This is a genomic window from Azonexus sp., assembly GCF_030824335.1.
Taxonomy (GTDB): Bacteria; Pseudomonadota; Gammaproteobacteria; order Burkholderiales; family Rhodocyclaceae; genus Azonexus.
The window spans coordinates 259282-286043 of record NZ_JAVBXX010000007.1; the positions used below are offsets into that span (position 1 = coordinate 259282).

A 26762-nucleotide genomic window follows, 5' to 3' on the forward strand; every position below is an offset into this window, starting at 1 on the left:
AACTCATGAAACTCCGTCACTTCCTGGCCGTTTGCACGCTGCTGCTCAGCACGCTGGCCCAGGCTGCCGATTGTCCGCGCATCGTCAGCCAGTCGCCCTATATCACTCGGACGCTGGAGTGGCTGGGTCGTGGCGACTGTATCGTCGGCGTCAGTCGCTACGACCCGCTGCCGCTGGCGCGCACTGGCGGCGTAATCGATCCGGACCCGGTAGCGATTGGTGACCTCGAGCCAGATGTCGTCATCTATTCCGAATGGACCTCGGCCGATACGGCAGCGCTGGTCACACCGTCAGGTGCTGTGGCGCTGCGAGTTGGTGGTTTCAAGGGGATGGCCGGGGTCGAAAGCATGCTGCGCGAGATCGGGCGCACAAGCGCTGTCGGCGACATCGAAAAGCGTGTCACGGCGTTTGCAGGGGACTGGCGTGCCGCCGCCGCTCGTGTCGACAGTCGACAGCGTCGTATCCTGATCCTGTCGGCGTGCAGCAATGCGCCGTATTCCTTTGGTCGGGGGACGACGCTGTTCGAACTGTTTACCGCCGCCGGCTTCGTGGTCGTCGCCGACCACGAAAACATCCGCAATTTCCGTCCCGAGCAGCCGGATGGCGACGTTGCCGCGTGGATTGCCGAACGTCGGCCGGACCTGCTCTTTGCCTTGCAGGACCGCCGCTCGGAGAGTTGCAACCCGGCGATTGCCCAGCCCGGCGTCCCGATCCTGCCACTGACCGGTGAACACTTCACTCACCCCGGTCCGGGTTTTCTCAAGGGGCTCGAGGAACTGCGCCAGATGATTGCCGAATTCGGCGCCTGAACCAAGGAGAAGAGCATGAATGCAGCTTACCGTTTCGACGACTGGGAAACACCGGCCCAGGAAAGCGCCGCCACTATGCCTGCGCTCGATAGTGGAAAAACGCCAAAAACCGGGGTTGACCGCAACATTCCCGCGACGCCAGCGTTGCCGCCGATCAATGCCGCCGACAAGCGCATCGTCAACGGCAAGGCCGACATCAACCAGCTGGCGCCGTTCAAATACCCGTGGGCCTGGGAGTTTTTCCTCAAAGCCAACCGCAACCACTGGACGCCGCTGGAAATCGGCATGGCGCAGGACGTGCACGACTATCACCACAAACTCAGCCCGGCCGAGCGCCACGTTTTCGAGAATGTGCTGGCGTATCTCACCACCTCCGACATCCTGGCCATGCGCAACATCGGCCTGGCGGTGATGGAGAAGATGACTGCGCCCGAACTGCAGATCTACCAAGCCCGCCAGGTTTATGAGGAAGCCTTGCACACCTGGACCTACCAGCACTGCATCGAAAGCATCGGCCTCGACCAGCAGGAAATCTACAACCGCTACCGCGTGGTACCCGAAATCCACGGCAAGATCGCACTCGCCAACCGCCGGCTGGAGCGCGTCATGCGCGCCGATTTCGATCTGGAAAACCGTGCCAACCTGCATGAATTCGCGCTGTCCTACTTCTTCTTCGCGGTGATCTTCGAGGGCTGTTGGTTCTACAACGGCTTCACGCCGATCTTCGCGCTGCAGCGGCGCGGCCTGATGAAAGGCGCCGCCGAGCAGTTGCAGTACATCATGCGCGATGAAGTGCTGCACTGCGCCTTCGGCATCCGCGTCGTCCGCGAACTGCTCAAGGAAGAAAACCTGACGCTCGACCCGCAGGCGCTGCGCGAACTGTGGGACGAAGCCGAAGCCGCCGAGCGCGCCTACGCCGGTTACATCCTGCGCGAACCGATTCTCGGCTACAACGCCGAACTGCACGTCCAGCAATTCCGCTTTGTCGCCAACCGGCGGGCCAGACAGGTCGGTGTCGAGGAACCTTTCCCGAGCGCCGAGAACGTCCTGCCCTGGCTCGACGAACAGGCCAATCTGCGCAAGGAGAAGAACTTCTTCGAGACGCGCGTCACCGAGTACCAGACGGGCGGGGCGCTGGCCTGGGATTGATCGGTGATGTCAGAGCCCGTTGCCCCGCACCATGTTCATGATCTCGCTTGCGTCCAGCGTCTGGGCGCGCTGCTGGATCTGCGGCAGATACTGGCTCTGCATCTGCTTGGCCGGGCCGAGCAGCCCCTGGAAACTGTCCTGCAGCAATTGCGTGCTCATCTGGCGGCCACCAGCGTAGTAGCGTTTGGCGACTTGGCCCAGCGCGTAGGTCGTGGCAAATGAAAAGGCCATGCCGGTTGCCGCCTGCCCAAGCTTGCCAGCAGTTTTTCCGGCCATTTTTCCGAGCAGGCCGCCAAGCAGCTTGCGGCCGAATTGTTCGAGGTATTGCGAGGTCAGTCCGACGCCGACGGTGGCCAGAAACTCCTTGATGTGCCCTTTGTCGAGTTCGTTGCCATAGGCTTTGCCGATGCGGTAAACCATCTTGATCTGCAGCGGGATGATGGCGACTGAAGCCCACGACTGCGGCAGCAATTCCAGCGCGCCGTTGAGGATGGCATGGTTGAGGATGGACTTGTCGAGTTCGGCATCGCTGATGTTCGCTTGTGCGGCGACAGGGGCTTGCGCGGTGGGGGGGCTGGATGCTGCGCTGGCAATCCCGGCCGTTGCCGCAGCGGCGGCCAGGGTATCGGCCTGCGTGGCAAAAGCCTGGCTCTCGGTATCGCCATCAAGGGTGAGCAGGGTTTTCAATTCAGCCAGGAAACGCTGTTCGCTGGCGCTTTGCACGCCATCTGCATCGCAGACACAAACGGCCATTTCATAGGCAAACTGGCGCTGGCCGAGTTCACTGAGCGCCTGAACTGCATCGCCCAGTTTGACGCGCTTGAACAGGACATCCTGATACAGCTTCGGTAAATCCGGGGCTTCGGTCCCCATCGATTCAGCGAAACGACGGATGTGTTCGCGTTCCCGGTCGTCGTTGCTGCCGTCGGCGAAAGCGGCAAGGAGGCTGATGGTCAGGATGGCATTTTCAGGCGTCATGGTCATGTTTCCGCGAATTGAGATCGCGCCATTGTGCCGTCAGGCCCCCGGTTTTTACAGGGGCTTGATGTAACGGTGTGTTGCAGTTCTGCGGCTTCAGCGGGTAAAGCTCTCCGGCATCTGCACGGCAACGACCTCGCCGCGCGCCGTGGCGACGCCTTCAGCGTAAACGGTGGCTTCGACGATGACCTTGCGGCCGCGAATTTCCTTCACCTTGCCACGGATTTCCAGTTCCGGGCCGAGCGGTGTCGGTTTCAGGTAATCCACATGCAGCGATCCGGTGACGAAACGAAAGGCCGGTTCACTGTCCATCGGCCGATTCTCGGCACGGTACATCGCCGCGGCCGCAGTGCCGGTACAGTGGCAGTCGATCAGCGAAGCCAGCAGGCCGCCATAGACAAAGCCGGGAATGGCGGTGTGCTCGGGGCGTGGCGTATAGCGGGTGACACTTTCATCGCCTTCCCAATGCGTCCGGATCTGATGGCCATGGCCGTTCAGCCGGCCGCAGCCATAGCAGTGGGCGACGTTGTCGGGGTAGAAATCCTGAAATGCGGTCATTTGAGTCTCCTTTATGTTGTGCCGGCGATCATAGAGGGGGCAGGGCGATTCGGCGATTGTCCAAGCCGCCAGCCTGCATGCAAAACCCGCCAGTCGTTTGGCGATTGTTGCGGTCAACTGCCTTCAACTGGGCATTCTTGATGGAAATCAATCACTTGATCGATACCCCGTCGATATAATCCGGGCAAAGCTCAAGGGGGATTCATGCTTAAAATCAGTCACTTGTTGTTCAGTCTGGCGATGCTGGCAACACCACTGGCCGCGACAGCGCTGGATGTTGAGAAAGCGAAGGAGGTTTATGGTCCTTGTGCGGCCTGTCATGGTCAGTTCGGCGAGGGCGGCAAGAAAGGGGAATACCCGCGGATTGCCGGTCAGCATGCCCGTTACACGATGGAGCAACTAAAAAACTTTCAGAGCCAGCACCGCCTGAACTTGCCGATGTTCCCTTACACCAAGGAACGCGAGTTGCCGGATGAAGACATGAAACTACTCGCCGAGTGGCTGGCTGGTATCGAGTTACCGACCAGGATGCCGACTTTTCGCGGCGACGAGGATGCGCTGACCCGCCTGAAAATGGTCGAAAAAGTCATGATTGTTCCTCGTGCCGAGGGCAATGTTGAAGCGGGTGGCAAGGTTTACCAGGAAAATTGCGCGACTTGTCATGGCAAACTGGGTAAAGGGCGCGGGATGTTCCCGATGATTGCCGGGCAATATTCCAATTACCTGAAAAAACAGATCGATGCGTATTTGCGGGCCGAACGGCCACATGAGGAAGAAACAGCAGCGGAAGGCATTCTTTATGAACTGTCAGCCGACGATGTCCAGAACATCCTGGCTTACCTGACGACCCTGCAGAATCCGGACGAATCGACGGCCAAGCCTGTGTCGGCGGGGGACTGACGGCGCCGGGCTTCTCGGGCACAATGCCGTTTAAGGAGGAGCTTGCGATGGGAAACGGCAGTCTGGTCAGTAAATTACGTTCATTGATTGGGCCGGAAGCGCGGCGTTCGTCGCTGACGGCCAAGGGTCTGGAGCGCTTGCGGGGACAATTGCACGAATGTGCGGCGGGCCAGGGTGGCGAAGTTTCGGCCCGAACACGGGCTGCACGCCTGGCCGAAACCTATCTGGCGCTCGACGATGCCGGGCGCCAGCAATTTCTCAAGCTGATCGCGCTGGAATTCGGCCCGGACCCGGCTAAGGTAGCGGCAGCGCATGCCGAGTATCAAGCTGCCGTCGGTACGCCGGGACAATGGAAGGCGGAAGCCGCCTTGCGCACCGCCATGCGCTCGTCGCGCATTCGCATCATGACCCAGTTCAACGCCATTCCGCAGGGCGTGAAGTTTCTCGTCGACCTGCGGGCCGACTTGCTGCGCTACCTGGAAAACGACCGCGAACTGGCGGTGCTTGACCGGGAACTGGAGTCGCGTCTCAGCGCCTGGTTCGACGTCGGTTTTCTCGAATTGCAACGCTTGACCTGGCATTCGCCGGCGGCTTTGCTGGAGAAGTTGATCGAATATGAGGCGGTACATGAAATCCAGTCGTGGACCGACCTGAAAAACCGTCTTGACGCTGACCGCCGGCTTTATGCTTTCTTTCATCCGCGCATGCCGGCCGAACCCTTGATTTTTGTCGAAGTCGCACTGACCGACCATCTGGCCGGCAATGTTCAGGAATTGCTCGATGAGAACGCCCCGGTCTTCGATCATCGCAAAGCCGACACGGCAATTTTTTATTCCATTTCCAGTACGCAGCTTGGCTTGCGCGGCGTGTCCTTCGGTAATTTCCTGCTCAAGCGTGTCATTGATGATCTGAAGCGAGATTTTCCCAAACTGGACAAATTCGCCACGCTGTCGCCGATTCCGGCACTGGCCAGTTGGGTGAAGCGCAATCCGCAGGTCTTGGCCGAGGTGGGCGTGGATTTGACGCTGGAACAGTTGTCGACCGGAGAATGGGCGGCCGAGCGCGAACAGGCGCGTCGCTTGCGCGATCCTTTGACGCGTCTGGCGGCGCGTTATCTGGCATCGGCCAAGCGGGGCGGGCAGAAGGCTAGCCAGGACAACAATCAGGATAGCGGCCCGCCTTATGATCCGGTGTCGCGCTTCCATCTTGGCAACGGTGCCCGGGTCGAGCACCTGAATTATCTGGCCGACACATCAGCCAAGGGATTTGCCCAGTCGTTCGGCTTGATGGTCAATTACCGTTACGAACTCGACGAGATTGAAAGCAATCTTGAAGCCTTTACGGGCAGCGGGCGTATTGCCATGTCCTCGGCAATTCGACGCCTGGCCCGGGCCTAGTGAATAGCGCGCGGAAAAAACAGCAATAATGATTCGGGCCGGACAAGCCGGCCCGAATCATTGGCTGCATTACGCTTCAGACGCGCAGCAGCGCCTTGACCAGGCGTTCAGACAATTGCTCTTCGGTAAATTGCGGCTCGTTGGGCGGGTAGAGTGAGTTTTCATCGATCTCGAATCCGTGTTCCTGAGCCAATGCACGCAGTTCCTTGATTTTCTGGCAAGCACGCAACTGCTCCCCAAGTGCGGAGTCGGTTCTGGCTTTATCGGAAAAAGCCTTGATGGGGACGATCGACATCGGTAGTTCTCCTGGTCAACGTTGTTGTAAAAAAAAGGATTCAGGCGGGGTAATCAATGATCTGTGGTTCGCCGCTGCCATCGTCGATCTCGGCCTGGGCCAGACGACCATCCGGGTGGTAGCTGTAGCGATGGCGGAACTCGGTTTCGCCGTAGACGATCTTTTCGCAGCAGACCAACTGGCCGGCAGGGTCGTAAGTGCCGCGAAAATAGGTGTTGCGATTGCGCATGTCGGCTTCGTCCAGTTCGCCGACCAGCTTGAGGGGTAACTTGATGCCGCTATAACTGGTGAAATGGCGGCAATCTTCAATAAGCGCTGACATCATGGCCTCGTTGATTTGTTGGATAAACGGGAGGCATGCGTCTAGCTTGTCGCGTTGTCGACAACAAAGCAGGTGATTTCCCCTCGTTCTTCAGAGCAAAGCAATTCCAGGGCCAAAGCGTATTCGCCGCTTGGCTGCACGATGTTGCAACAGGTCTGGTGACTGATTTTCCGGGGGCGAAAACCGGGGCGATTGGCCCCGGCATTGGCGGATCAGGCGCTTAGTCGGCCCGAAGGGAGGTTGATCTTCGCCATGGCATGGCGCAACTTGCGGCTCAGTGCGGCGAGTATTCGGGCAATGTGTTCGACGGTGTCGGGCTCAAAACGCACACGGGCATCACCGCCGATGCTTTCAATGACGACGCGGCCAGCGCTGCGAATTCGATGGCTTTCACCGGGGATCAGAAAAATGTCGCCGGTTTCACCGGTAATCGTCAGCCACAGACTACCTTGGGTACAGCGTACGGCAATACCCGACGCATCCGACAGACGAAGCGGGGTGTTTTCCCGCAGGTAGAGCTCACCATCGCGCAGATCGATTTTCATGTTTCTTTCTCCTTTCATATCGCCTGCACAGTTTAGGGGTGGGGAAAATACTGATACAGTCACACGGAAACAAAATTGTGACCATTACAGTTTGCTGTATTCAAAACTGTATTGCTCGCTTTGAATGACAACTGTATCGGTGAGTCCATGTCCGAAGAATTGCTGCGTTACGAAAAGCTGGCCGGTGAATTGGCTGCCCTGATTGGCGATGGTGTGTTGACGCATGGGGACCGATTGCCGTCGGTCAGGCGCTTGGCCCAAGAGCGGCGCCTGTCGGTATCGACCGTGGTCCAGGCTTTGCGCCAGCTTGAAGAACGCGGCCTGGTCGAAGCCCGACCGCAATCCGGTTATTTTGTCTGCCAGACGCTTGCGCCACGCTCACAGCCACAGGCACGTCCGACACCGGATGCACCAATGCCGGTCGACATTTCCCAGCGTCTGGTCCATGTATTGCAGGCTGGCGCCCGCCCTGGGGTCGCCCCTTTATCGGCCGCCTTGCCAGCCAACGAACTGTTACCGATCGCGGCCTTGCACCGGCTTTATGCTGGCGTGGCGCGGCGTCATCCGCGCTTGCTCGAAGCCGGTAGCCATGTGCACATGGACCAGCCCGCCCTGGTCCGGCAGTTGGTACGCCGTTCACTCGCCTGGGGCGGACCGCTGGCAGCAGAAGAGTTCGTCATCGTCAATGCCTGTACCGAAGCACTGAGCCTGTGTCTGCGTGCCGTGACCCGGCCGGGCGATACGGTGGCAGTCGAGTCGCCAGCTTATTACCTGATGTTGCAGTTACTGGAAATGCTGGGCTTGAAAGCGCTGGAAATTCCCTGCGATCCGCAGACCGGGATGTCGGTCGAAGCGCTTGAACTGGCTACCCGCAACGGTGGTGTGGCGGCTTGCCTGTTGGTCGCCAACGGTAGCAACCCATTGGGCAGCGTGATGAGCGACGAGAAAAAGCGCCGTCTGGTCGCGTTGACCGCAACACGGGGCATTCCAGTCATCGAGGATGATATCTATGGCGATTTGTTCCTTGGTAACGAACGGCCCTGGCCGCTCAAGGCTTTCGATACCAGCGGCAACGTCATGCTTTGTGCCTCATTTTCGAAGTGTCTATCGCCATCGCTGCGTGTTGGCTTTGTCGCCGCCGGACGTTACCGCGCCGCCATTGCATTGCAGAAAACGATTACCAGCGGCGGCACCAACCCACTGACCCAGATCGTCCTGGCGGAATATCTTGAGTCTGGCGCCGTGGACCGTCATTTGCGCAATCTGCGCCGCCACTACCAGTCCCAGGTAAAAGCCATGCAGGCGGCGGTTGCCCGCTATTTTCCACCGGCCACCCGGATCGCCCAGCCGCAGGCTGGTTACGTGCTGTGGGTCGAACTTCCCGAGGGAGTCGATACCACGGCCATGCATGCCGCAGCCCTGCGCGAACGCCTGTCCTATGTGCCGGGTGAGCTTTTCTCGGCCAGCGGCATGTATCGCAATTGTCTGCGCCTGAATTGCGGCAATCCCCACACGCCGGAAATCGACGATGCGATACGTCGTCTTGGATTGATTTTCGGCGGAGGCGAAGCGGGCGGGGGATGACCAAGTACGGTATCATTGCACCCTTTTTGGGCAAGGTTTGCCTTGCCTCTCTGAACGTATTCGAAGGATTTTCTGCTCATGTTCGACGCAGTCCGCAACAACAAGAAGATCGTCCAGGTATTTCTGGTGCTGATCGCCCTTCCTTTCGCCTTTTTCGGTCTTGATTCCTACGTCAATAGTGGCGGCATGGGGGCCGATGTAGCCAAGGTGGGTGACATCTCCGTCACCCAGCAGGATTTTCAGCAAGCCATGCGCGAGCAGCAGGAACGCCTGCGCAGCCAGTTGGGACAGATCGATCCCAAGGCGATCGACACGCCGGTTTTCCGCAAGGCCATTCTCGACAACCTGATCGATCAGCGGCTCCTGGCTCTGGAAGCGTCGAAACGTCGCCTGTTCGCGACGGATGATGCGGTTCGCCGGACCATCGGTTCGATAGAAGCCTTCCAGCAGGATGGTCGTTTCTCAAATGAGCGTTACGAATCCCTGCTGCGTGCCCAAGGCATGTCACCGGCCGGTTTCGAAGCGCAAATTCGTCAAGACATGACCTTGCAGCAACTGGCCGGCACGATTGGCCAGACCGGCATGCTGCCGCGCACGGTGGGTGAGCGCATTCTGGCGCTGCAGACCGAGCAGCGCGAGGTACAGGAAGTCCGTCTGTCGATTGAAGATTACCTGGGCAAGGTCAAGCTGGCCGATGGTGCCGCACGGAAGTTCTACGATGACAACGCCAAACAGTTTGAAACGCCGGATCAGGCCCGTGCCGAGTTTATTGTTCTGTCGATGGACAGCCTGGCGATCAAGGTCAGCGAAGAGGAAATCAAGGCCTGGTATGACGGCCACAAGGATCGTTACCAGCAACCCGAAGAGCGCCGGGCCAGCCATATCCTGATTGCTTCGGAAAAGCTCGGTAAGGACAAGGCCCGGGCCAAGGCCGAAGAAGTGCTGCAGGAAATCCGGAAAACGCCGGCAGCCTTCGCCGATCTGGCGAAAAAGCACTCCAATGACCCCGGTTCTGCCGCTCAGGGTGGCGATCTGGGTTTCTTCGGTCGCGGCATGATGGTCAAGCCGTTTGAGGACAAGGCTTACAGCCTGAATGAAGGGGAGATCTCCGACGTGGTTGAGTCGGATTTCGGTTTCCACATCATCAAGCTGCTCAGTATTCGTGCCGCCAAGGAAAAGCCGCTGGCCGATGTCCGTGGCGACATCGAAGCCGAGTTGAAAACGGCCGCCGCCTCGCGCAAATTTGCCGAAGCTGCTGAAGCTTTCAGCAATGTGGTGTACGAGCAGTCCGATAGCCTGAAACCGGCTGCCGAACAGTTCAAGCTCAAGGTTCAGCAAAGTGCATGGCTGGGGCGTCAGGCCAATCCGGCCAACGGCCCGCTGGCCAATCCCAAGCTGCTGGCAGCCTTGTTCTCCGATGATTCGGTGAAGAGCAAGCGCAATACCGAAGCGGTGGAAATTGCACCGAATACGCTGGTTTCAGCCCGTATCGTTGAATACAAGCCGGCAGCCCTGCAAGCTTTCGACAGCCTGAAGGGCAACATCGAGCAAATGCTCAGTCGTCAGGAAGCCCTGAAACTGGCCAAGGCCGATGGCGAAGCTCGTCTGGCCGGTTTGAAATCCGGCGAGGATAAACTGGCCTGGGGCGCCGCCAAGCGGGTGTCGCGCATGGATGCTCGGCAGTTGCCGCCGTCGGCTGCGCAGGCCGTGTTCCGTATCGATTCGAGCAAACTGCCGGCCTACGCCGGTGTCGAATTGCCGGGTAGCGCGTATGTCCTCTATCGCCTGAACAAGGTCAGTGCCGGTGAAAAGCTGGATGATGTCCGTCGCCAGGGGCTGCTCGGTCAGTTGAGTTCGCTGGCTGCGCAGGAAGAGGTACAGATGTACCTGAGCGCTCTGCGTAGCCGCTACAAGGTGGAAATCAATCAGAAGGCACTGGAAAGTGGCGACAAATAAGCCGCGATAACCAGTCTTTCGACTGCTTCGACTGCTTCGACCGCAAGCGGGCCCTCGGGTCCGCTTTTTTATCGCCGGGAAAATTATCGCCGCCAAAAGGCCGGCGTCAGGACGACGAGCAAGGTGAAAATTTCCAGTCGGCCGAGCAGCATGCCGAAGATGCAAATCCAGGTCTGGAAATCGCTGAGCACTTCGTAGGTGGTCGATGGGCCGACCTGGCCGAGTCCGGGGCCGGTATTATTGACGCTGGCGACGACGGCGGTAAAGGCCGTGGTTATCTCCAGGCCGCTGAAGGCCATCAGCAAAGTCAGCGAGACGATGCTGACCATGTACATGAAGCCAAAAGCCAGCACGGCGAACAGAATCGATACCGGGGCCGTCTGGCCACCGATGCGCACGTTGTATACCGCGCGCGGATGGATGGCCAGCACGATTTCGCGATATACCTGCTTGTAGAGTAGTAGCGCGCGCACCATCTTGATGCCGCCGCCGGTCGATCCTGCACTGGTGACAAAACTGCTGAGAAACAGCATCCAGAGTGGGGCAAAGATCGGCCAGAGCGCATAGTCGACGCTGGCATAACCGGTGGTTGTGGCGATCGATATGACATTGAACGTAGCGTGCCGCAAGGCTGTGCCGAACTCATCGTAAACATCGTTGCGCCAGATGAAAATGGCGATAACGAATACCGAACCGAGGCAGATGGCGAGGAACCAGCGAGCTTCCGGGTCATCGATATAGGGCCGTATGGAGCGTTGGTTGATGGTCAGGAAAAGCGTGCCGAAATTCATCCCGGCGATCAGCATGAAAATGATCGCAACCATTTCGATAGCCGGCGAATCGAAATAGCCGAAACTGGCATCGTGCGTTGAAAAACCGCCCAGACCCATGGTCGAGAATCCGTGACAAAAGGCGTCGAACCAGTTCATCCCGGCTTGCTGGTAGCTGACGATGCAGGCCGCCGATACCAGAACATAAACGAGCCACAGGCCTTTTGCCGTTTCGGCGATGCGCGGCGTCATCTTGGTGTCCTTCATCGGGCCGGGGGTTTCCGCCTTGAACATCTGTCGACCACCGATGCCCAGCAAGGGCAGGATGGCGATGGCCAGCACGATCAGGCCCATGCCGCCGACCCAGACCAGCTGGTGGCGCCATAGATTGATCGACATGGGCAACTGGTCCAGTCCGGAAAATACGGTGGAACCAGTCGTGGTCAGGCCCGACATGGCTTCGAAATAGGCATCGGTCGGACTGGCTCCCAGATACAGCATGAACGGTAGCGCAGCAAACATGGGCAGCACGGTCCATACCAGGACGACCATCAGGAAGCCATCGCGTACGTTGAGTTCGCGCTGGGTATGCCGGAAGCGATACCACAACCAAAGCCCGCATAGCATGGTCAGAACAAAGACTTCGTCATAAATAGTCTGGGCACCATCGTCGACCACGTAAGACAGGGTCAGCGGCACCAGCATGGTCAGCCCGAACAGCATGATGATCATGCCAAGCGCCCGAAAAACGGGAGAGAAACGATTCATGGTAATTATTCTGGTTAATTCTGGAAGCGGTAGCCGACGCCGGTTTCCGTCAGGAAATACACCGGTTGCGTCGGATCGTTTTCGAGTTTTTGTCGCAGGTGGCCGACATAGACGCGCAGGTAGTGGCTGCTATCGACATAAGACGGTCCCCAGACTTCGCGCAGCAGGGTGCGTTGCGTCATGACCTTGCCGGGCTGACTGATCAGCAGGCTGAGCAGGCGGTATTCGATGGGTGTCAGGTGAACCTCCTGACCATTGCGCAAAACTTGCCGGCGCGACAGGTCGACCGCAATATTGCCGAATTCGATCAAGGGGTTGTCGTCGCCGCTGCGTTGCCGGCGGCGCAGCAGGGCGCGGACGCGGGCGCGCAATTCGCCGACGCCGAAGGGCTTGGTCAGGTAATCGTCGGCACCGGCATCGAGCGCTGCGATCTTGTCGGCTTCCTGCAGGCGGGCGGAAAGAATCAGTACCGGCATGTCCGACCAGGTGCGCAGATTGCGGATCAGGTCGATCCCGTCACCATCTGGCAGGCCGAGATCGACGATCGCCAGATCGGTTTTCCGGGCGCCGGCTTCACTCAGCCCGCCAGCGACGCTATCGGTTTCGACGACCCGGCAGCCTTCTTCCTCGACGGCGGCTTTGACAAAACGTCGGATGGTCTTTTCATCCTCGACCAACAGGACAACGGGCATTTCCGTGGGGGTTTCCGGAATCATTGAATTTCGGCCTCAAGTTCTGGCGGAGTGCCGGCAGGCAAGGTGAAACGGAGGCAGGCTCCGTGTCCGGCCGACGGATTTGGGGGGGGGGCTGTTTTTGCGACTTGTATCGTGCCGCCATGGGCTTCGACGATACTGCGGCAGATCGCCAGGCCGATGCCGCTACCAGCGGGCTTGGCTGATTTTCTGGCGGATAGACCGGCTGTTGTAGCATCCCCGCGCACGAATAGATCGAAAATAATCTCCTGCTCGTGTTCGGCAAATCCCTGGCCACTGTCGCAGACGTCGATTTCGACAAAATCCCCGGCCTGGCGGGCAGTAATCAGCACCGGGCTACCGGCTGGCGCGTACTTGGCGGCATTGTCGAGCAAGTTGCAAAAAACCCGTTCGATCAGCACGGCATCGAATTCGAGTAAAGGCAGGTCGTCGGGCAGGGCGACGCGCACGGGATGCTCAGCCAGCGCCGCGCCCAGCAATTTGATACTGGAGCCGATGACTTCTTCCAGTGGCTGCCATTCGCGGCGCAGGCTGATCCGGCCGGCATTCAGGCGCGCCATGTCGAGCAGGTTGCCGACCAGCCCGGCCAGACGCAGTGCTTGTTCGTGCATGGCCTGGGCCGTATCCAGCGCGACTTGCGGCAAGGGCGGCTTGATCAGGAAGAGGGATTCGGCCAGCCCGCCGAGCGCCGTCAATGGCGTTCTCAGGTCATGCGACAGCGCGGACAGGATGGAACTGCGCAGGCGTTCGGTGACCATGTCGAGCTGGGTGCGCTGGGCCACGTCGACGTAATGCAGGCGTTCGACCGCGATGGCAATCAGCGCAGCCAGCGCCTCCAGCAAAGCAATATTTTCCGGCTTGCGAGCAGCTTCAGGCAGCGCCAGGGCGAGGACGCCGCGCACTCGCATCGGCGCGCAGAGCGGCAGGTACAAAGTGGCATAGGCCGCTCGCCCGGCCTGGTCTTCGATGGTGCGGCGCGACGCTCTCGCCCGTTCAACCAATACCGGATCAGTTCGCAGGACTGCTTCATGGATGGTTTGGGCCGACTTGATGGGCAATTCAACGGGTAATTCGCCTGTGGCAGACGTGTCATCGCAGAGCATCAGATGGGCGGCCATACCGAACTGGTGGTGCACAAAAGCATTGGCAATTCCGGCGACCTGTTCAATGGCGAGTGCCCCGGCCAGTTGGCCGGCGGTTTGATAAAGCGCATGCGTCCGCTCTTCGCGAATTTCAGCTTCCCGTGCCTTCTGCTTCAGACCCGCCGCGAGGTGGGTTGTGATCAAGGCTGTGGCGAGCATCACCACAAAGGTGATCAGGTACTGCAGATTGCTGACGGCCAGCGAAAAATGGGGGGGCACGAAGAACACATCGAACAGGACGACGCTGAGCAATGAGGCGAGGATGGCGGCCTGACGTCCGAGACTGACGGCAACCAGCAACACGGTGAGCAGGAAAAGCATGACCATGTTGGCCAAGTCGAGCACGCCGCGCAGCGGTGCCGCGAGGAGCGTCGTGCCGGCGCACGCCAGTACGGCGAGGATTAACCGCTGGCCGAGCGTGTAACGATCTTCGCTATCCAGCGCTTTCCTGCTTTCCAGCTTTTCCCTGTTCATCGCCCGGCTCCGGTGGGGTGCAATGCATTATTGCTGCGCATTGTGGCAAGCCGAAGATAAAAATAGTGTAAAAATCGGGCGGCAAAGGCGATGCCAGCAGGGCTGGGGATCAGATTTCCTGCTGCGGCCCTGATGCCGCCGCGCCGGAAAGTGTCTCGAAAGCGTCGTTCACCGCAAGAAAGACCTGCCCGGAGAGCGCGGGCCACAGCGGCGAACGGCTCAGCCGATCCTGCACCGGCCCCTTGATTTCGGCCAGATGCAGGCGCCGGCCACGTTCGGCAAAATCGCGATTGATATCGCTTAGGACCTCCATGGCCGTCGCATCGACGCGATTGACCGCGCTCATGATCAGTACCACGTCGCGGATTTCCTCGGACTTGTCGCCCGATTTATCGAGTTCGGCGGCCAGGCGGGTTTCGACGGCATTCAGATTGCCAAAAAACAGACTTTCGTCGATACGCAGAAAAAGTACGCCGGGTATCGTCTCAACCGCATGGCGTTCGACATTGCGGAAGTGCTCGCTGTGCGGAATCCGGCCGAGGACGGCAATGTGCGGCGTGCTGGCGCGATAGAGCAAGGTCGCCAGCGAAAACAAGATGCCCAGTGCGATGCCCGCTTCCAGCCCGAGTGCGCAGACGCCGGCCGCTGCACCCAGCGCGGCCAGGCCATCGGCCCGGTCGTAATCCCAGGTTTGGCGCAAGGCGCGCAGGTCGATCATGCTGATCGCGGCAACGATGATGCTGGCGGCCAGAACGGCCAGCGGCAAGCGGGCAAACAGCGGTGCGGCACCGGCCACCACGGCCAGCATGGCAAAAGCCGAAACGATGCTGGCCAGCGGCGTTTGTGCCCCGGCGGCGACGTTGACCGCAGAACGCGAGACCCCGCCACCAACCGGCATGCCGCCATAAAAGGCAGCGACAATATTGGCGCTGCCCAAACCCAGCAGTTCGGCATTGGCATCGATCCGTTCGCGACGCTTGATGGCCAGTGCCTGGGCCATCGAAATATTCTGCACCATGCCGATCAGCGCCATCAGCAGAATGGGGACAACCAGCAGTTTCAGTTCGGCCAAACCGGGCAGGAAAAGCTGAAAACCGGGCAGGCCTTCGGCAATGCGGCCGACCACGGCTACGCCGTAGCGGCTGTCGAGTTGCCAGCCGATGACTGCCAGCGTGCCACCAAGGACGACAAAGAGCGGCATCAGGCGCACGATGAATGCGGTCGACGTGGTCGACAGGCCGATTTTGCCGAGCAGACTGGCCATGCCCCAGCGGGCAAAAGCCAGCAGGACGATGGCTGCGAAGCCGATGGCTGTACTCGCGTCGATGCGGGTTTCTGTCAATAACGCACCAGCCAGATGCCAGGCATCCGTACTGCCGCTCGTCAAGCCAAACAAGTGCTTCAACTGGCTGAACACGATCAACACTGCCGAGCCGGAAATGAAGCCACTGATCACCGGCCGGCTGAGCAACTGGGCGAGAAACCCCAGGCGTAGCAGGCCGCCGGCCAGCAATAGCAACCCCGAACCCAGCGCCAGCGTGGCGGCCAGGACAAGGTATTCGGCCGAGCCCGGCGGCGCCAACGGGGTGAGCACCGAGAAAGTCATGATCGCGGTGATCGCCACCGGGCCGACCGCCTGCACCATGCTGCTGCCGAACAAGGCATAGGCAATGACGGGAAAAATGCTGATATACAGACCGGTTTGCGGCGGCAAACCGGCCAGCAGCGCGTAGGCAAGACTTTGTGGAATGACCAGGATGGTCACGATGATTCCGGCCAGCACATCGCTGCCCAGGTGCTGGCGCGGGTAGGGTGAAGCCCAGTGGGGCAGCAGGCGGCACATCATTCGTCTGGCTGGCGCGCCCGAATTCGACTCAGGCTATGTGGCAAGATAGTGGCCAAGAAAAACGCCGACCGGGCGATACCGGGTCGGCGTTTTGTGCTGCATTTGCGCAAATCTGGCGCGTTGACCGCAAAATTTCGATCAGGCTGGCAGCGGTTCGGCGTTGCCGAGTGCAACCGTGTTCATGCCGCCGTCGACGTACATGATTTCACCGGTGATACCGCTGGCCAGATCGGACAGCATGAAGGCTGCGGCATTGCCGACTTCATCAATGGTCACATTGCGGCGCAGCGGCGCATGGTGCGAGTTGTACGACAACAGTTTGCCGAAATTGCCGATACCGGAAGCCGCCAGCGTCTTGATCGGACCGGCCGAAATGGCGTTGGCGCGGATGCCTTCAGGGCCGAGGCAGAATGCCAGGTAGCGGGTGGCCGCTTCCAGGCTGGCCTTGGCCAGGCCCATCGTGTTGTAGTTCGGCATCGTGCGTTCGGCACCGAGGTAGGACAGGGCGAGCGCAGCGCTCTTGCGTCCCTGCATCATCGGCCGGGCGGCCTTGACTAGCGCCGGGTAGCTGTACGACGAAATTTCGTGGGCGATGCGGAAGGCATCGCGCGAGATGCCGTCGAGGAAATCGCCCTCAATGGCTTCGGTCGGTGCGTAGGCAATGGAATGCATCAAGCCGTCGAGGCCATCCCAGTGCTTGCCGAGTTCGACGAACACATTGGTGATTTGTTCGTCGCTGGCGACATCCAGCGGAATGGTGATGTCGCTGCCAAACTCGGCGGCAAACTTCTTGATGCGGTCTACAAAACGCTCGTTCTGGTAAGTAAAAGCCAGTTGAGCGCCTTCGCGATGGCAAGCCTTGGCGATGCCATAGGCGATGGAATGCTTGGACAGCAGACCGGTGATCAGAATTTTCTTGTCGGCGAGAAAGCCCATGTGTTGTTCTCCCTGAGGGGTTTAGCCGCGAGATTATAAACCGAGAAAGTGCCGTTCGCTGCGTTGCATCAATCCGGTTTACATATTCGGATAGGTTGGCCCTTCGCCGCCCTGCGGTACGACCCAGTTGATATTCTGGCGCGGGTCCTTGATGTCGCAGGTCTTGCAATGCACGCAGTTCTGCGCGTTGATTTGCAGCCGGGGATTGTTGCCGGCTTCGTCGCGCAGGATTTCATAAACGCCGGCCGGGCAGTAACGTTGTTCCGGTGCGTCGTACACAGCCAGGTTCACATTGATCGGCAGCGTCGCATCGCGCAATTGCAGATGGCAGGGCTGGTCTTCTTCGTGATTGGTGCTGGACAGGAATACCGACGACAGGCGGTCGAAGGTGATGACGCCATCCGGCTTCGGATAGTGGATCGGCGCAAAATCAGCAGCCGGTTTCAGTTTGGCGTGGTCCGGCGTGCTGTGGTGCAGCGTCCACGGTGCCTTGCCGCGCAGCAGTAACTGGTCGATGCCGAACATCAGCGAACCCAGCCACAGCCCCTTGCTCATCCACGGCTTGAAATTGCGTGCTGCATGCAGCTCGTCGTACAGCCAGCTGTTGCGGAAGGCTTCCGGGTAGGCCGTCAGTTCGTCGCGTTGGCGGTTGCAGGCGAGGGAGGCAAAGCAGGCTTCGGCAGCCAGCGCACCGGTCTTGATCGCGCAGTGCGAACCCTTGATGCGGGCGGCGTTGAGATAACCGGCGTCGTCGCCGATCAGCACACCGCCGGGGAAAATGGTTTTCGGCAGCGATTGCAGACCGCCAGCGGTCAGCGCCCGGGCGCCGTAGGCCACGCGCTTGCCGCCTTCGAGAAATTTGCGGATCGCCGGATGCGTCTTGAAACGCTGGAATTCCTCGTACGGCGACAGGTGCGGATTCTCGTAGCCAAGCCCGACGACGAAGCCGACGGCGACCTGGTTGTTTTCCAGGTGGTAGAGAAAACCGCCGCCATACGTATCCGATTGCATCGGCCAGCCACCGCTATGCACGACCAAGCCCATCTGATGCTGTTCCGGCGTGATGTCCCACAATTCCTTGAGGCCGATGCCGTAGGTTTGCGGATCGGCATCCTTATTCAGGTCGAAACGCGCCATCAACTGTTTGCCAAGGTGGCCGCGACAGCCTTCGGCGAAGAAGGTGTATTTGCCGTGCAGTTCCATGCCGGGCTGGAAATTCGGGCCTTCCGAACCATCGTGCAGGCGGCCCATGTCGCCGGTGGCGACGCCCTTGACCGCACCGTTTTCATCAAACAGCACTTCGGCGCCGGCAAAACCGGGGTAAATCTCGACGCCCAGCGCTTCTGCCTGTTCACCAAGCCAGCGGCAGACGTTGCCGAGCGAGATGACGTAATTGCCTTCGTTATGGAAGCAGCCGGGGAGCAGGGCGTTGGGAATTTGCTTGGCGCCGGTTTCCGACAGGATCAGGAAGCGGTCTTCCGACACCGGGGCGTTGAGCGGTGCGCCATCCTGTTTCCAGTTGGGCAGCAGTTCGTCGAGGGCGCGCGGATCGATCACCGCGCCGGAAAGAATATGGGCGCCGATTTCGGCGCCTTTCTCGATCAGGCAGACGGCCAGTTCGCTGCCGTTTTCCGCCGCCAGTTGTTTCAGGCGGATGGCCGAAGCCAGTCCGGCCGGGCCGCCGCCGACAATGACGACGTCGAATTCCATTGATTCGCGTTCCATGATGTCTCCTCGCTTCGTTGTGAGCTTTTTTTCAATACGGTACAGTATGGAAACTTATTGATCAACCCCTTTTGAATTCAACATCATGGAACATAAAAAGAAGCTGATTCACGTCACCAAAATGCCCATCCGCTGGGGTGACATGGATGCCTACGGGCACGTCAATAACACGGTTTATTTCCGCTACATGGAGCAGGCGCGGGTCGAGTGGGTCGAGGGCATGCAGGTGCCGGTCCGGCCGGGCGGCGATGGGCCGGTCATCATCAACGCCAGTTGTACTTTCCTGATCCCGATGAACTATCCGGGCACGGTCGAGGTGCGGACTTTTGTTGGCGCGATTGGCCGTTCCAGTTGCGAAACCCACGTCGAAATGCGCCTCGAAGGTGATGAGCGCATCTATGCCGAAGGGGCAGCCAAGGTGGTCTGGATGAATATGCAAACCGGCAAGTCGGTGCCTTTGCCCGATCATGTGCGGGCTTTGCTCGAAGCAGAGTAAACTCGCCGGCCATAGAACAAACCACGACGCCTTCGTCGGACAGGTCAAGCATGGACAAACGAAAAATCTGGGAAAAACTGCTGTCGAGTGAGCGCCTGGGCGCCGGCAAGGCGCCGGGATCAGCCGAACGCACGGCCTTCCAGCAGGATTACGACCGCATCGTCTTTACCTCGGCCTTTCGCCGGATGAAGGACAAGACGCAGGTTTTCCCGCTGTCGAAAAGCGACTATGTGCGTACCCGGCTGACCCACAGCCTTGAAGCCAGTTGCGTCGGCCGTTCGCTCGGTGCCGTGGTCGGCCGCGAGATCATCGCCCGGCACGGGCTGAAGGATGTCGAATCCGGTGATTTCGGCGCCATCGTGGCCGCTGCCTGCCTGGCGCACGACATCGGCAATCCGCCGTTCGGCCATGCCGGTGAGGATGCGATCCGCGAATGGTTCCGCACCTCCGGTTTGCTCGACCGGCATGATTTCACGCCGGCCCAGCGCGCCGATTTCGAGCGTTACGAAGGCAATGCGCAGGGATTCCGCATCGTTTCGCGCCTGCAAAGCCCAGCCAATCCGGGCGGGCTGCAACTGACCAGCGCCGTGCTGGCCACCTTCACGAAATATCCGCGGCCGTCGCATCTGGCCAGCGAGCTTGATGGCAAGAGCGGCAAGAAATTCGGCTTTTTCCAGCAGGATCTGGACAATTTTCGGCGCGTTGCGCGGTCGACCGGCCTTGTCGAGCGAATTCCGGATACCGCGTGGCGCCGCCATCCGCTGGCTTTTCTGGTCGAAGTGGCGGACGACACCTGCTACCTGATCGTCGATCTGGAAGACGCCGCCCGTCTCGGTTTCGTGCCTTACAAGGATGCCGAATGCCTGCTCGCCGATCTGGCCGGCAATAGCGCCAGCGGTGGCCGGCTGGATCGCCTGCACGATCCGAAGGAACGTCTGGAATACCTGCGCGCCAAGGCCATCGGGCGTTTGCTGGAAAGTGCCGCTGGCGTCTTTCTGGAAAACGAGGAAGCCATCCTCAAGGGCGAATTCGACGACGAACTGCTCGCCCAGTCGCCGGTTTCCGTCCCCTTGCAGGCGGTCCTGCATGTCGCCAAGGAAACCATCTACACGGCACGGCCGGCGCTGGAAATCGAAACCGCCGGCTTCGAAGTCCTCGGCGCCTTGCTGGCCTTGTTTACCCAGGCGGTCGAAGCCGGGGCCGGGGTTTCCGGCACCCGCTGCACGACCCGCGAAAAGATGTTGCTGAAGCTGTTGCCGACCCAGTTCCTCGGCCACAACGGCCAGCCTGACGCCGATCCCTACGTGCGTCTGCTGCAGGTTGCCGATTTCGTGGCCGGCATGACTGATTCGTACGCGGTGGACATGTATCGCAAGCTCAAGGGTTACGCCTTGCCAAGCTGATTATTTCAGCGCAGCAAAAAACTCGTCGCGCGCCTTTTCCAGTTCGGCATGGGCGGCCGGGTCGGTCAGGCGCTCGCTGGTCCGGTAAAAACGGTCGAAAGCACTGCGCACCGTGGCTTCGGTCAAGCGGCCGCGCAGCGCGTTTTTCGTTTCAGCGACCGGCACATCAAGCGGTTTGAGCACGGCATAGCGGGGAATGAGCTGTTGCCCGCCGGTGTCTGAAGACGCGGTCAGCGGGCCGGTTTTGACGAAAATCTTGCCTTCGTATTCAAAGCGGTCGCCGACGGCGAGATGCTGGAGTTTCATGGGGAGTCCTGTTGCGGTTCAAGTCCGGATCACACCGGATATTAGTCGATTTTCCGTGCAATCTCCGCTTGCCAAAACACGATTACTGTACAAAAATACAGGCAACCGAATTTGCCGGAGCAAGCCATGAAACTCACACCGCGTCAGCAGGAAATCCTCGACTTCATCAGGAATACGGTCGAAGTACTCGGCGCACCGCCGACCCGCGCGGAAATCGCCACGGCCTTCGGTTTTGCCTCGCCGAATGCGGCGGAAGATCACCTCAAGGCACTGGCCAAAAAAGGCGCCATCAATCTCGAACCCGGTTCGGCACGCGGCATTCGCCTTGTCGAACAGCTTGGCCTGCCGCTGATCGGTAGCGTGGCCGCCGGTTCGCCGATTCTGGCGGTAGAAAACGTGCAGGGACGCTATGCGCTGGATGCCGGGATGTTCAATCCGAAAGCCGATTTCCTGCTCAAGGTGCGCGGCCTGTCGATGATCGACGCCGGCATTTTCGACGGTGACCTGATCGCCGTGCACAAGACGAATCAGGCGCGTGACGGCCAGATTGTCGTCGCCCGGCTTGACGAAGAAGTGACCGTCAAGCGCTTCGAGCGCAGCAGCAACCAGATCCGGCTGATTGCCGAAAACCCCGATTTCGAGCCGATCATCGTCAATCCCGGTGAAGTCGAGTTCGCCATCGAAGGCATTGCGGTCGGTCTGATTCGCGGCGCCATGTCGAAACTCTGACCAACGCCGAGTCCAGCCGGTGCTTGCCGTGGCGTCGTCGAGTTTCCCCGCCCCGGCGCTGGCTGACGTGCTGGCACGTGGCGATATCTGGCGCGGCGATGCGCTGGCCAGCTTGCCCGAAACAAGCATTCCGAGCGGCTATCCCGAACTGGATGCCGAATTGCCGGGCGGCGGCTGGCCAAGGGGAAATCTGACCGAATTGCTGGTCGACCGCAGTGGCATCGGCGAAATCAGCCTGCTGCTGCCGGCCTTGGCGAGTCTATCTGCTGCAGGTGGCTGGCTGGCCCTGGTGGCGCCACCGTATTTACCCCATGCGCCGGCCTGGGCGGCGGCAGGCATCGCGCCGGAACGTTTGCTGATCGTGCGTTCCGGACAGCAGACGGCGTGGTGTCTGGAACAGTTGCTAAAAAGCGGCGGTCTGGCGGGTGTGCTGGCCTGGCCGGACGCCGGGATTGATGCCCGGGCTTTGCGGCGTCTGCAGGTGGCGGCAGAAGGCCAGCCGGTTTTTGCCGCTTTGTGGCGGTCGACCGCCGCCGCCGCCATGCCGTCGCCAGCACCGCTGCGCGTGCAACTGGAAAAGGGCGAGGCAGGGAAGGAAGAAAGTTTGCGCGTGCGTATTCTGAAACGCCGTGGTCGCCCGGCATCGCAGGCTTTGGCGCTTACGATTGCGCGTCCGGGAAGGAACAAGCGTGTTGTGGCTGGCCCTGCATTTTCCGTTATTGACGCTGGAAGCCCTGCCGCTGCGGCAGTCGCCTGAGGGTTCGTCCGCCTGCGCCGTCGCGGCGCGTGGGCGCATTCTGCTGGCCGATCCGGCAGCTAGCAGCGCCGGCATTTTGCCCGGTCAGAAGCTGTCGACCGCACTCGGCCTGCTGCCCGGATTGCGCATTTTCGAGCGCGAACCGGCGCGTGAGACGAGGGCGCTCGCCGATCTCGCCTGCTGGGCCGGGCGCTTCACGCCGACCCTGAGCCTGGCGCCGCCAGCCGGCCTGTTGCTTGAAATCGGCGGTTGCCGGCGGCTGTTCGGCGGCGTTGCGGCGATTGTCGAATCCGTGCTCGACGGTTGCCGGGCACAAGGCTGGAGCGCCGACTGGGCAGTCGCGCCAACGCCGCTCGGCGCTCGCTGGCTGGCCCAGGCCGCAGCCGCTTGCACGCTCGAATCGATAGCCGCGCTGGCCCCGGCACTGGCTGCCTTGCCATGCACCGTGCCCGGTTGGCCAACCGATACCGTCGCCCGCCTCGAGTCCTTCGGCCTGCGCCGCCTCGGCGATCTGGCCGCACAACCGGCCGCCGGCCTGCATCGGCGCATCGGCAATGGACCGCTTGATGACCTGTTGCGTGCGCGTGGCGAAATCCCCGATCCACAGCGCGCTTTCATCTTTCCCGAGCATTTTGCCGCCGGCCTCGAACTGCCGTCGCGCGTCGAGTTCGCCGAAGGCCTGGCCTTCGCCGCGCAGCGCCTGTTCGCCGCATTGGCCGGTTGGCTGCAGGTTCGCCAAGGGCTGCTGCGCGCCTGCACGCTGCACCTGACCCACGACGACGGCTCGCTCAGCGCGTTGCCGCTGCGCTTCGGCGAAGCTTGCGCCGACGAAAGCCGCTTCCTGCGCCTGCTGCGCGAACACCTCAGCCGCCTGCAACTGGCCGCGCCGGTCGAAGCCCTGCACCTGACCGCCGACGAAGTGATCGCCCGACCCGGCGCTAGCGCCGGCCTGTTCGAACAAGCGCCGAACGGCGAAGGCGCCGCCGCCTGCATCGAACGCCTGCGCGCCCGGCTCGGCGACGATGCGGTACAGAGTCTGGTGCTATACGCCGACCATCGCCCGGAATGCGCCACGCAGCCCCGTGATCCCGCGAGCATTTTGACCGCAAAAACGACGTCGACCCGAGAATCGGCAGGTGTTTCAACAGCCCTGGGGTCAGCAGTGGTTTCTATGGTCGCAACATGCGCCGCGCCGCGCCCACTGTGGTTGCTACCCGCGCCGCAGCCGCTTGCCGAACGCCCGGACGGCCCGCACTGGCATGGTCCCCTGCAACTCCTCACACGCGGCGAACGCTTGGAAAGTGGCTGGTGGGACAGCGGCGAACCGGGAGGGATCGGAGACATCCGCCGCGACTACTTCGTCGTCCGCAACGGCCAGGGGCAGTGGGCCTGGGTTTTTCGCGATGCCCAGGGCTGGTATCTACAGGGGGTGTTTGCGTGAATAATGTGCGCTGACTCATCCCGCTCAGTGGAGCATGCCTGCATGAATCGACGCCATATCATCCTCGCTACTCTATTCGCCGTCGTCTTGCCTGCCTGCGGCAAAAAGGCCGCTTACAGCCCCGTGCCGCCCGGCAGTACGGTACTGGCATTTGGTGACAGCGTGACCTTCGGTACAGGAGCCGGCCCCGGTGAGGATTGGCCGACCCGGCTCGGTGCTTTGACCGCTTGGCAAATGATCAATGCAGGTGTGCCGGGTGATACGGCACAAGCCGGGCAGGCGCGGATTGGAGCGTTGCTGGGCGAACATGCGCCGGCACTGGTGATAATCGAAATCGGCGGCAATGACTTCCTGCGCCGGCGTTCCGCCGCATCGGTCAAAGAGGATTTGCGTCATTTGATCCGCGTGAGCAAGGCCGCTGGTGCCCTGGTCGTGCTGGTGGCGGTTCCCGAGTTGTCCTTGCTTGCCGTCGTCGCGGGCAAACCGGATGATTCACCGATCTATCGGGCGCTTGGCGAGGAGGAGGGCATCCCGGTAATTGCGGATGTTTTCTCGGATGTTTTGTCGAAACCCGAACTCTGCGCCGACAAAATCCACCCCAATGCCCGAGGCTACGAGGTGATGGCAACGGGGATGTTCGAAGCGCTGAGAAAGTTTGGGCTGGTGGGGTGAGTGCTTGCATCACGGTGTGGACGGGTAAACTCCTTGGTACATGTAAGTAGGGATGGCACAATTGTGCTTCTAATGCTGTTCGGGTGAAGTTAAGCCTATCCGATTTGGCAGAATCACGCAAAAATACGAGCCTGCCCCCTTTATTTCGAGCTTTAATTTTATGGGTTTGGTATTGATTAATATCAGCGATATAATATATGTTCGATATCGCTATACACAACAAAGAAGGAAAATATGTCTCAGGAAAAATCGGATTGGTTCGATGATTACGCTGAAGGCGCAGATGATATTCAAATTGGAGAGTACGATATTACAGCTACTCCAAATGATTTCAACGTAATGACACTAAATAGTTTTGTTGAGTCAGGAGCGGTAAGAATTCCAGGATTTCAGCGAAATTTCGTATGGGATATAGGGAGGTCTTCTAAATTGATAGAGTCTCTCTTGTTAGGGTTACCTGTGCCCCAGTTATTCTTATACGAGCAAGATAGAAATAAATTCCTCGTAATTGATGGACAACAAAGACTAATGTCCATTTTCTACTTCATTAAAAAGCGCTTCCCTCGAAAGGAGAAACGGACGGAGTTAAGAGCCATCTTCGATCAATATGGTGGCATTCCTGATGAAGTTCTTCATGATGACACCTATTTTCAACCTTTCAATCTGAAACTGCCTGGACAACTGCCGAACCATGAAAACAAGTTTCGAGGATTGAATTACTCTACGCTTGGTGACTATAAGACGCAGCTTGATTTGCGGCCAATAAGAAACATTGTCGTCAAGCAAAATTCGCCATCTGATGATGACTCTTCTATGTATGAGGTCTTCAACCGATTAAATACTGGGGGAGTTAATTTGAGGCCTCAGGAAATACGTACAAGTATGTATCATTCAAGATTTTACGATATGTTATATCACGTAAATATTAATGATAAATGGCGGAAACTTATAGGTTCATCTGAGCCTGATATTCATATGAAGGACATTGAAATATTGCTAAGAGCATTTGCAATGTTGATTGATGGTGAAAAATATAGCCCATCAATGGTTAAATTCTTGAATCAATTTTCGAAAAAGAGCGAAGCAAATACAAAAGATCAAAATGATTACCTTTCTGCTCTTTTTGAATCGTTTATTTTGGCTTGCAATGATTTTCCTGACGATATTTTCTTAAATAAGACAAATAGGAGATTTAATATAGCCGTTTTTGAGGCCGCATTTAATGCTGCCAGCAAGTCAGCGTTTGCTGAACGAAAATTGATCGAAAAAAATATTAGTGAAGAGAGTATTCGCAGATTAGCCGCTGATCCGGAATTTTTAGAGGCCTCTCAAGAAGGAACAACAAGAAGCACGAATGTCGAAAAGCGACTGAACAGAGCGCGCATAATAATAAATTTTGAATAGAGGTTGTCAATGTCGAGCACTTCAATTGACCGCATATACAGAGACATCGACCAATTATTGTCGCTTTTAGCCAGTACGGGAGAAATATCGCTTAGAAGTTCTGCGGATGACACCTATCGAAAGTCTCTTCTGCTTTCGATAGCAAGTTATTTTGAGTCACAGCTAACGCAAATAGTTATACAATTTGCGGAAGATAAGACATGTAAAAGGCATATTCTTGTGTCCTTGGTTAGAGCTAAAGCTATTAGCAGGCAGTACCATACTTGGTTTAACTGGGATGGAAGTAATGCAAATACATTTTTTTCATTATTCGGCAACGAGTTTAAGGATATTGTTTCCAAGGTGGTAAAGGAGGATCAGGGTCTCGAGGCTTCAATTAAATGCTTTTTGGAGCTCGGTCGGGATAGAAATCGACTAGTACATCAAGACTATGCAAATTTCCCGCTAGAAAAGACATCTGGGGAGATTTACCAAAGCTATCAATCGGCGCTTCGTTTCGTGGAGTGGATTCCGGGTGCCTTAACAGAATATGCAGTTCCGGCTGAAACTCAGACTTGAAGCTATCAAACTAGATCTATTAAAAGATAGCGTCACCGCTATATGCTTTCCTGAGGCTGAGGTGTTACGGTTCTGTCATTTCCAATGAGCGAAGGACTGCTTAGGGCTGCGTGAGTCAAGCAGCTTCAC

At 58.9% G+C, this 26762-nt stretch carries 26 protein-coding genes; 14 read left to right on the top strand and 12 right to left on the bottom strand.

The annotated features are described in order from the left end of the window. The first annotated feature begins 5 nt into the window (after positions 1-5). Positions 6-809, top strand: coding sequence for an ABC transporter substrate-binding protein (locus RCI20_RS05080; protein ID WP_306603478.1), 804 nt, complete (start codon positions 6-8; stop codon positions 807-809). Positions 810-824: 15 nt separating this feature from the next. Further along, the gene (locus RCI20_RS05085; protein ID WP_306603479.1) at positions 825-1958 is read left to right on the top strand and encodes a ribonucleotide-diphosphate reductase subunit beta; all 1134 of its coding nucleotides are present in this window, start codon (positions 825-827) and stop codon (positions 1956-1958) included. 9 nt (positions 1959-1967) lie between these two features. On the opposite strand, the gene RCI20_RS05090 is transcribed toward RCI20_RS05085, so the two are convergent. Both RCI20_RS05090 and RCI20_RS05095 read right to left on the bottom strand, forming a co-directional pair. Then, positions 1968-2936, bottom strand: a complete 969-nt coding sequence (locus tag RCI20_RS05090; RefSeq protein WP_306603480.1) for a DUF533 domain-containing protein — start codon at positions 2934-2936, stop codon at positions 1968-1970. 96 nt (positions 2937-3032) lie between these two features. Continuing rightward, positions 3033-3494 (bottom strand): PaaI family thioesterase, encoded by a 462-nt coding sequence (locus tag RCI20_RS05095; protein ID WP_306603481.1) that lies wholly within the window; start codon positions 3492-3494, stop codon positions 3033-3035. Positions 3495-3698: 204 nt separating this feature from the next. On the opposite strand from RCI20_RS05095, the gene RCI20_RS05100 reads away from it, so the two are divergent. Together RCI20_RS05100 and RCI20_RS05105 are read left to right on the top strand one after the other, a co-directional pair. Further along, complete coding sequence (locus RCI20_RS05100) at positions 3699-4394, top strand: c-type cytochrome (RefSeq protein ID WP_306603482.1); 696 nt, start codon at positions 3699-3701, stop codon at positions 4392-4394. Positions 4395-4441: 47 nt separating this feature from the next. Further along, positions 4442-5791 (top strand): malonyl-CoA decarboxylase, encoded by a 1350-nt coding sequence (locus tag RCI20_RS05105; RefSeq protein ID WP_306603483.1) that lies wholly within the window; start codon positions 4442-4444, stop codon positions 5789-5791. A 76-nt stretch (positions 5792-5867) separates the two neighbouring features. Here RCI20_RS05105 and RCI20_RS05110 read toward each other — a convergent pair whose 3' ends face one another. The 3 genes from RCI20_RS05110 to RCI20_RS05120 all read right to left on the bottom strand — a co-directional run bounded on the left by RCI20_RS05110 (position 5868) and on the right by RCI20_RS05120 (position 6953). Continuing rightward, positions 5868-6086, bottom strand: coding sequence for a Nif11-like leader peptide family natural product precursor (locus RCI20_RS05110; RefSeq protein ID WP_306603484.1), 219 nt, complete (start codon positions 6084-6086; stop codon positions 5868-5870). A gap of 40 nt (positions 6087-6126) precedes the next feature. Further along, positions 6127-6411, bottom strand: coding sequence for a DUF6156 family protein (locus RCI20_RS05115; protein ID WP_306603485.1), 285 nt, complete (start codon positions 6409-6411; stop codon positions 6127-6129). A gap of 209 nt (positions 6412-6620) precedes the next feature. Beyond that, positions 6621-6953 carry a DUF2917 domain-containing protein gene (locus tag RCI20_RS05120; protein WP_306603486.1) on the bottom strand — a complete coding sequence of 111 codons (333 nt, stop codon included), beginning with the start codon at positions 6951-6953 and terminating at the stop codon, positions 6621-6623. Positions 6954-7100: 147 nt separating this feature from the next. On the opposite strand from RCI20_RS05120, the gene RCI20_RS05125 reads away from it, so the two are divergent. Both RCI20_RS05125 and RCI20_RS05130 read left to right on the top strand, forming a co-directional pair. Continuing rightward, entirely contained in the window at positions 7101-8537 is a 1437-nt protein-coding gene (locus tag RCI20_RS05125) for a PLP-dependent aminotransferase family protein (RefSeq protein ID WP_306603487.1), read from the top strand. A gap of 78 nt (positions 8538-8615) precedes the next feature. Beyond that, positions 8616-10493: a SurA N-terminal domain-containing protein gene (locus tag RCI20_RS05130; protein ID WP_306603488.1), complete on the top strand. Its 1878-nt coding sequence runs from the start codon at positions 8616-8618 to the stop codon at positions 10491-10493. Between the two features lie 83 nt (positions 10494-10576). On the opposite strand, the gene RCI20_RS05135 is transcribed toward RCI20_RS05130, so the two are convergent. From RCI20_RS05135 to RCI20_RS05160, 6 genes are all read right to left on the bottom strand, one after another. Further along, positions 10577-12031: a TrkH family potassium uptake protein gene (locus RCI20_RS05135; RefSeq protein WP_306603489.1), complete on the bottom strand. Its 1455-nt coding sequence runs from the start codon at positions 12029-12031 to the stop codon at positions 10577-10579. Positions 12032-12045: 14 nt separating this feature from the next. Continuing rightward, complete coding sequence (gene kdpE, locus RCI20_RS05140; protein ID WP_306603490.1) at positions 12046-12723, bottom strand: two-component system response regulator KdpE; 678 nt, start codon at positions 12721-12723, stop codon at positions 12046-12048. Positions 12724-12743: 20 nt separating this feature from the next. Further along, on the bottom strand, positions 12744-14360 hold the full coding sequence (locus RCI20_RS05145; protein WP_306603491.1) for a DUF4118 domain-containing protein: 1617 nt from the start codon (positions 14358-14360) through the stop codon (positions 12744-12746). Between the two features lie 109 nt (positions 14361-14469). Beyond that, entirely contained in the window at positions 14470-16206 is a 1737-nt protein-coding gene (locus RCI20_RS05150) for a SulP family inorganic anion transporter (protein ID WP_306603492.1), read from the bottom strand. A 138-nt stretch (positions 16207-16344) separates the two neighbouring features. Next, entirely contained in the window at positions 16345-17142 is a 798-nt protein-coding gene (gene fabI / locus RCI20_RS05155) for an enoyl-ACP reductase FabI (RefSeq protein WP_306603493.1), read from the bottom strand. A 78-nt stretch (positions 17143-17220) separates the two neighbouring features. After that, the gene (locus RCI20_RS05160; RefSeq protein ID WP_306603494.1) at positions 17221-18867 is read right to left on the bottom strand and encodes an electron transfer flavoprotein-ubiquinone oxidoreductase; all 1647 of its coding nucleotides are present in this window, start codon (positions 18865-18867) and stop codon (positions 17221-17223) included. Between the two features lie 85 nt (positions 18868-18952). Here RCI20_RS05160 and RCI20_RS05165 point away from each other — a divergent pair, with 85 nt between their 5' ends. Further along, the gene (locus RCI20_RS05165; RefSeq protein WP_306603495.1) at positions 18953-19363 is read left to right on the top strand and encodes a thioesterase family protein; all 411 of its coding nucleotides are present in this window, start codon (positions 18953-18955) and stop codon (positions 19361-19363) included. Between the two features lie 50 nt (positions 19364-19413). Further along, the gene (gene dgt, locus RCI20_RS05170) at positions 19414-20766 is read left to right on the top strand and encodes a dGTP triphosphohydrolase (RefSeq protein ID WP_306603496.1); all 1353 of its coding nucleotides are present in this window, start codon (positions 19414-19416) and stop codon (positions 20764-20766) included. On the opposite strand, the gene RCI20_RS05175 is transcribed toward dgt, so the two are convergent. Further along, positions 20767-21072: a hypothetical protein gene (locus RCI20_RS05175; RefSeq protein WP_306603497.1), complete on the bottom strand. Its 306-nt coding sequence runs from the start codon at positions 21070-21072 to the stop codon at positions 20767-20769. It abuts the gene before it with no gap. Between the two features lie 126 nt (positions 21073-21198). Between RCI20_RS05175 and lexA the strand changes: the two genes are divergently transcribed. From lexA to RCI20_RS05205, 6 genes are all read left to right on the top strand, one after another. Further along, on the top strand, positions 21199-21801 hold the full coding sequence (gene lexA, locus RCI20_RS05180; protein ID WP_306603498.1) for a transcriptional repressor LexA: 603 nt from the start codon (positions 21199-21201) through the stop codon (positions 21799-21801). 28 nt (positions 21802-21829) lie between these two features. Then, positions 21830-22558, top strand: a complete 729-nt coding sequence (gene imuA / locus RCI20_RS05185) for a translesion DNA synthesis-associated protein ImuA (protein ID WP_306603499.1) — start codon at positions 21830-21832, stop codon at positions 22556-22558. Then, positions 22491-23999, top strand: a complete 1509-nt coding sequence (locus RCI20_RS05190) for a DNA polymerase Y family protein (RefSeq protein WP_306603500.1) — start codon at positions 22491-22493, stop codon at positions 23997-23999. The genes imuA and RCI20_RS05190 overlap by 68 nt, the downstream gene beginning before the upstream one ends. 42 nt (positions 24000-24041) lie before the next feature. Then, positions 24042-24671, top strand: a complete 630-nt coding sequence (locus tag RCI20_RS05195; protein WP_306603501.1) for a GDSL-type esterase/lipase family protein — start codon at positions 24042-24044, stop codon at positions 24669-24671. Positions 24672-24905: 234 nt separating this feature from the next. Continuing rightward, on the top strand, positions 24906-26075 hold the full coding sequence (locus RCI20_RS05200; protein ID WP_306603502.1) for a DUF262 domain-containing protein: 1170 nt from the start codon (positions 24906-24908) through the stop codon (positions 26073-26075). Positions 26076-26084: 9 nt separating this feature from the next. Further along, positions 26085-26633 (top strand): HEPN domain-containing protein, encoded by a 549-nt coding sequence (locus tag RCI20_RS05205; protein ID WP_306603503.1) that lies wholly within the window; start codon positions 26085-26087, stop codon positions 26631-26633. The last annotated feature ends 129 nt before the right edge of the window (positions 26634-26762 follow it).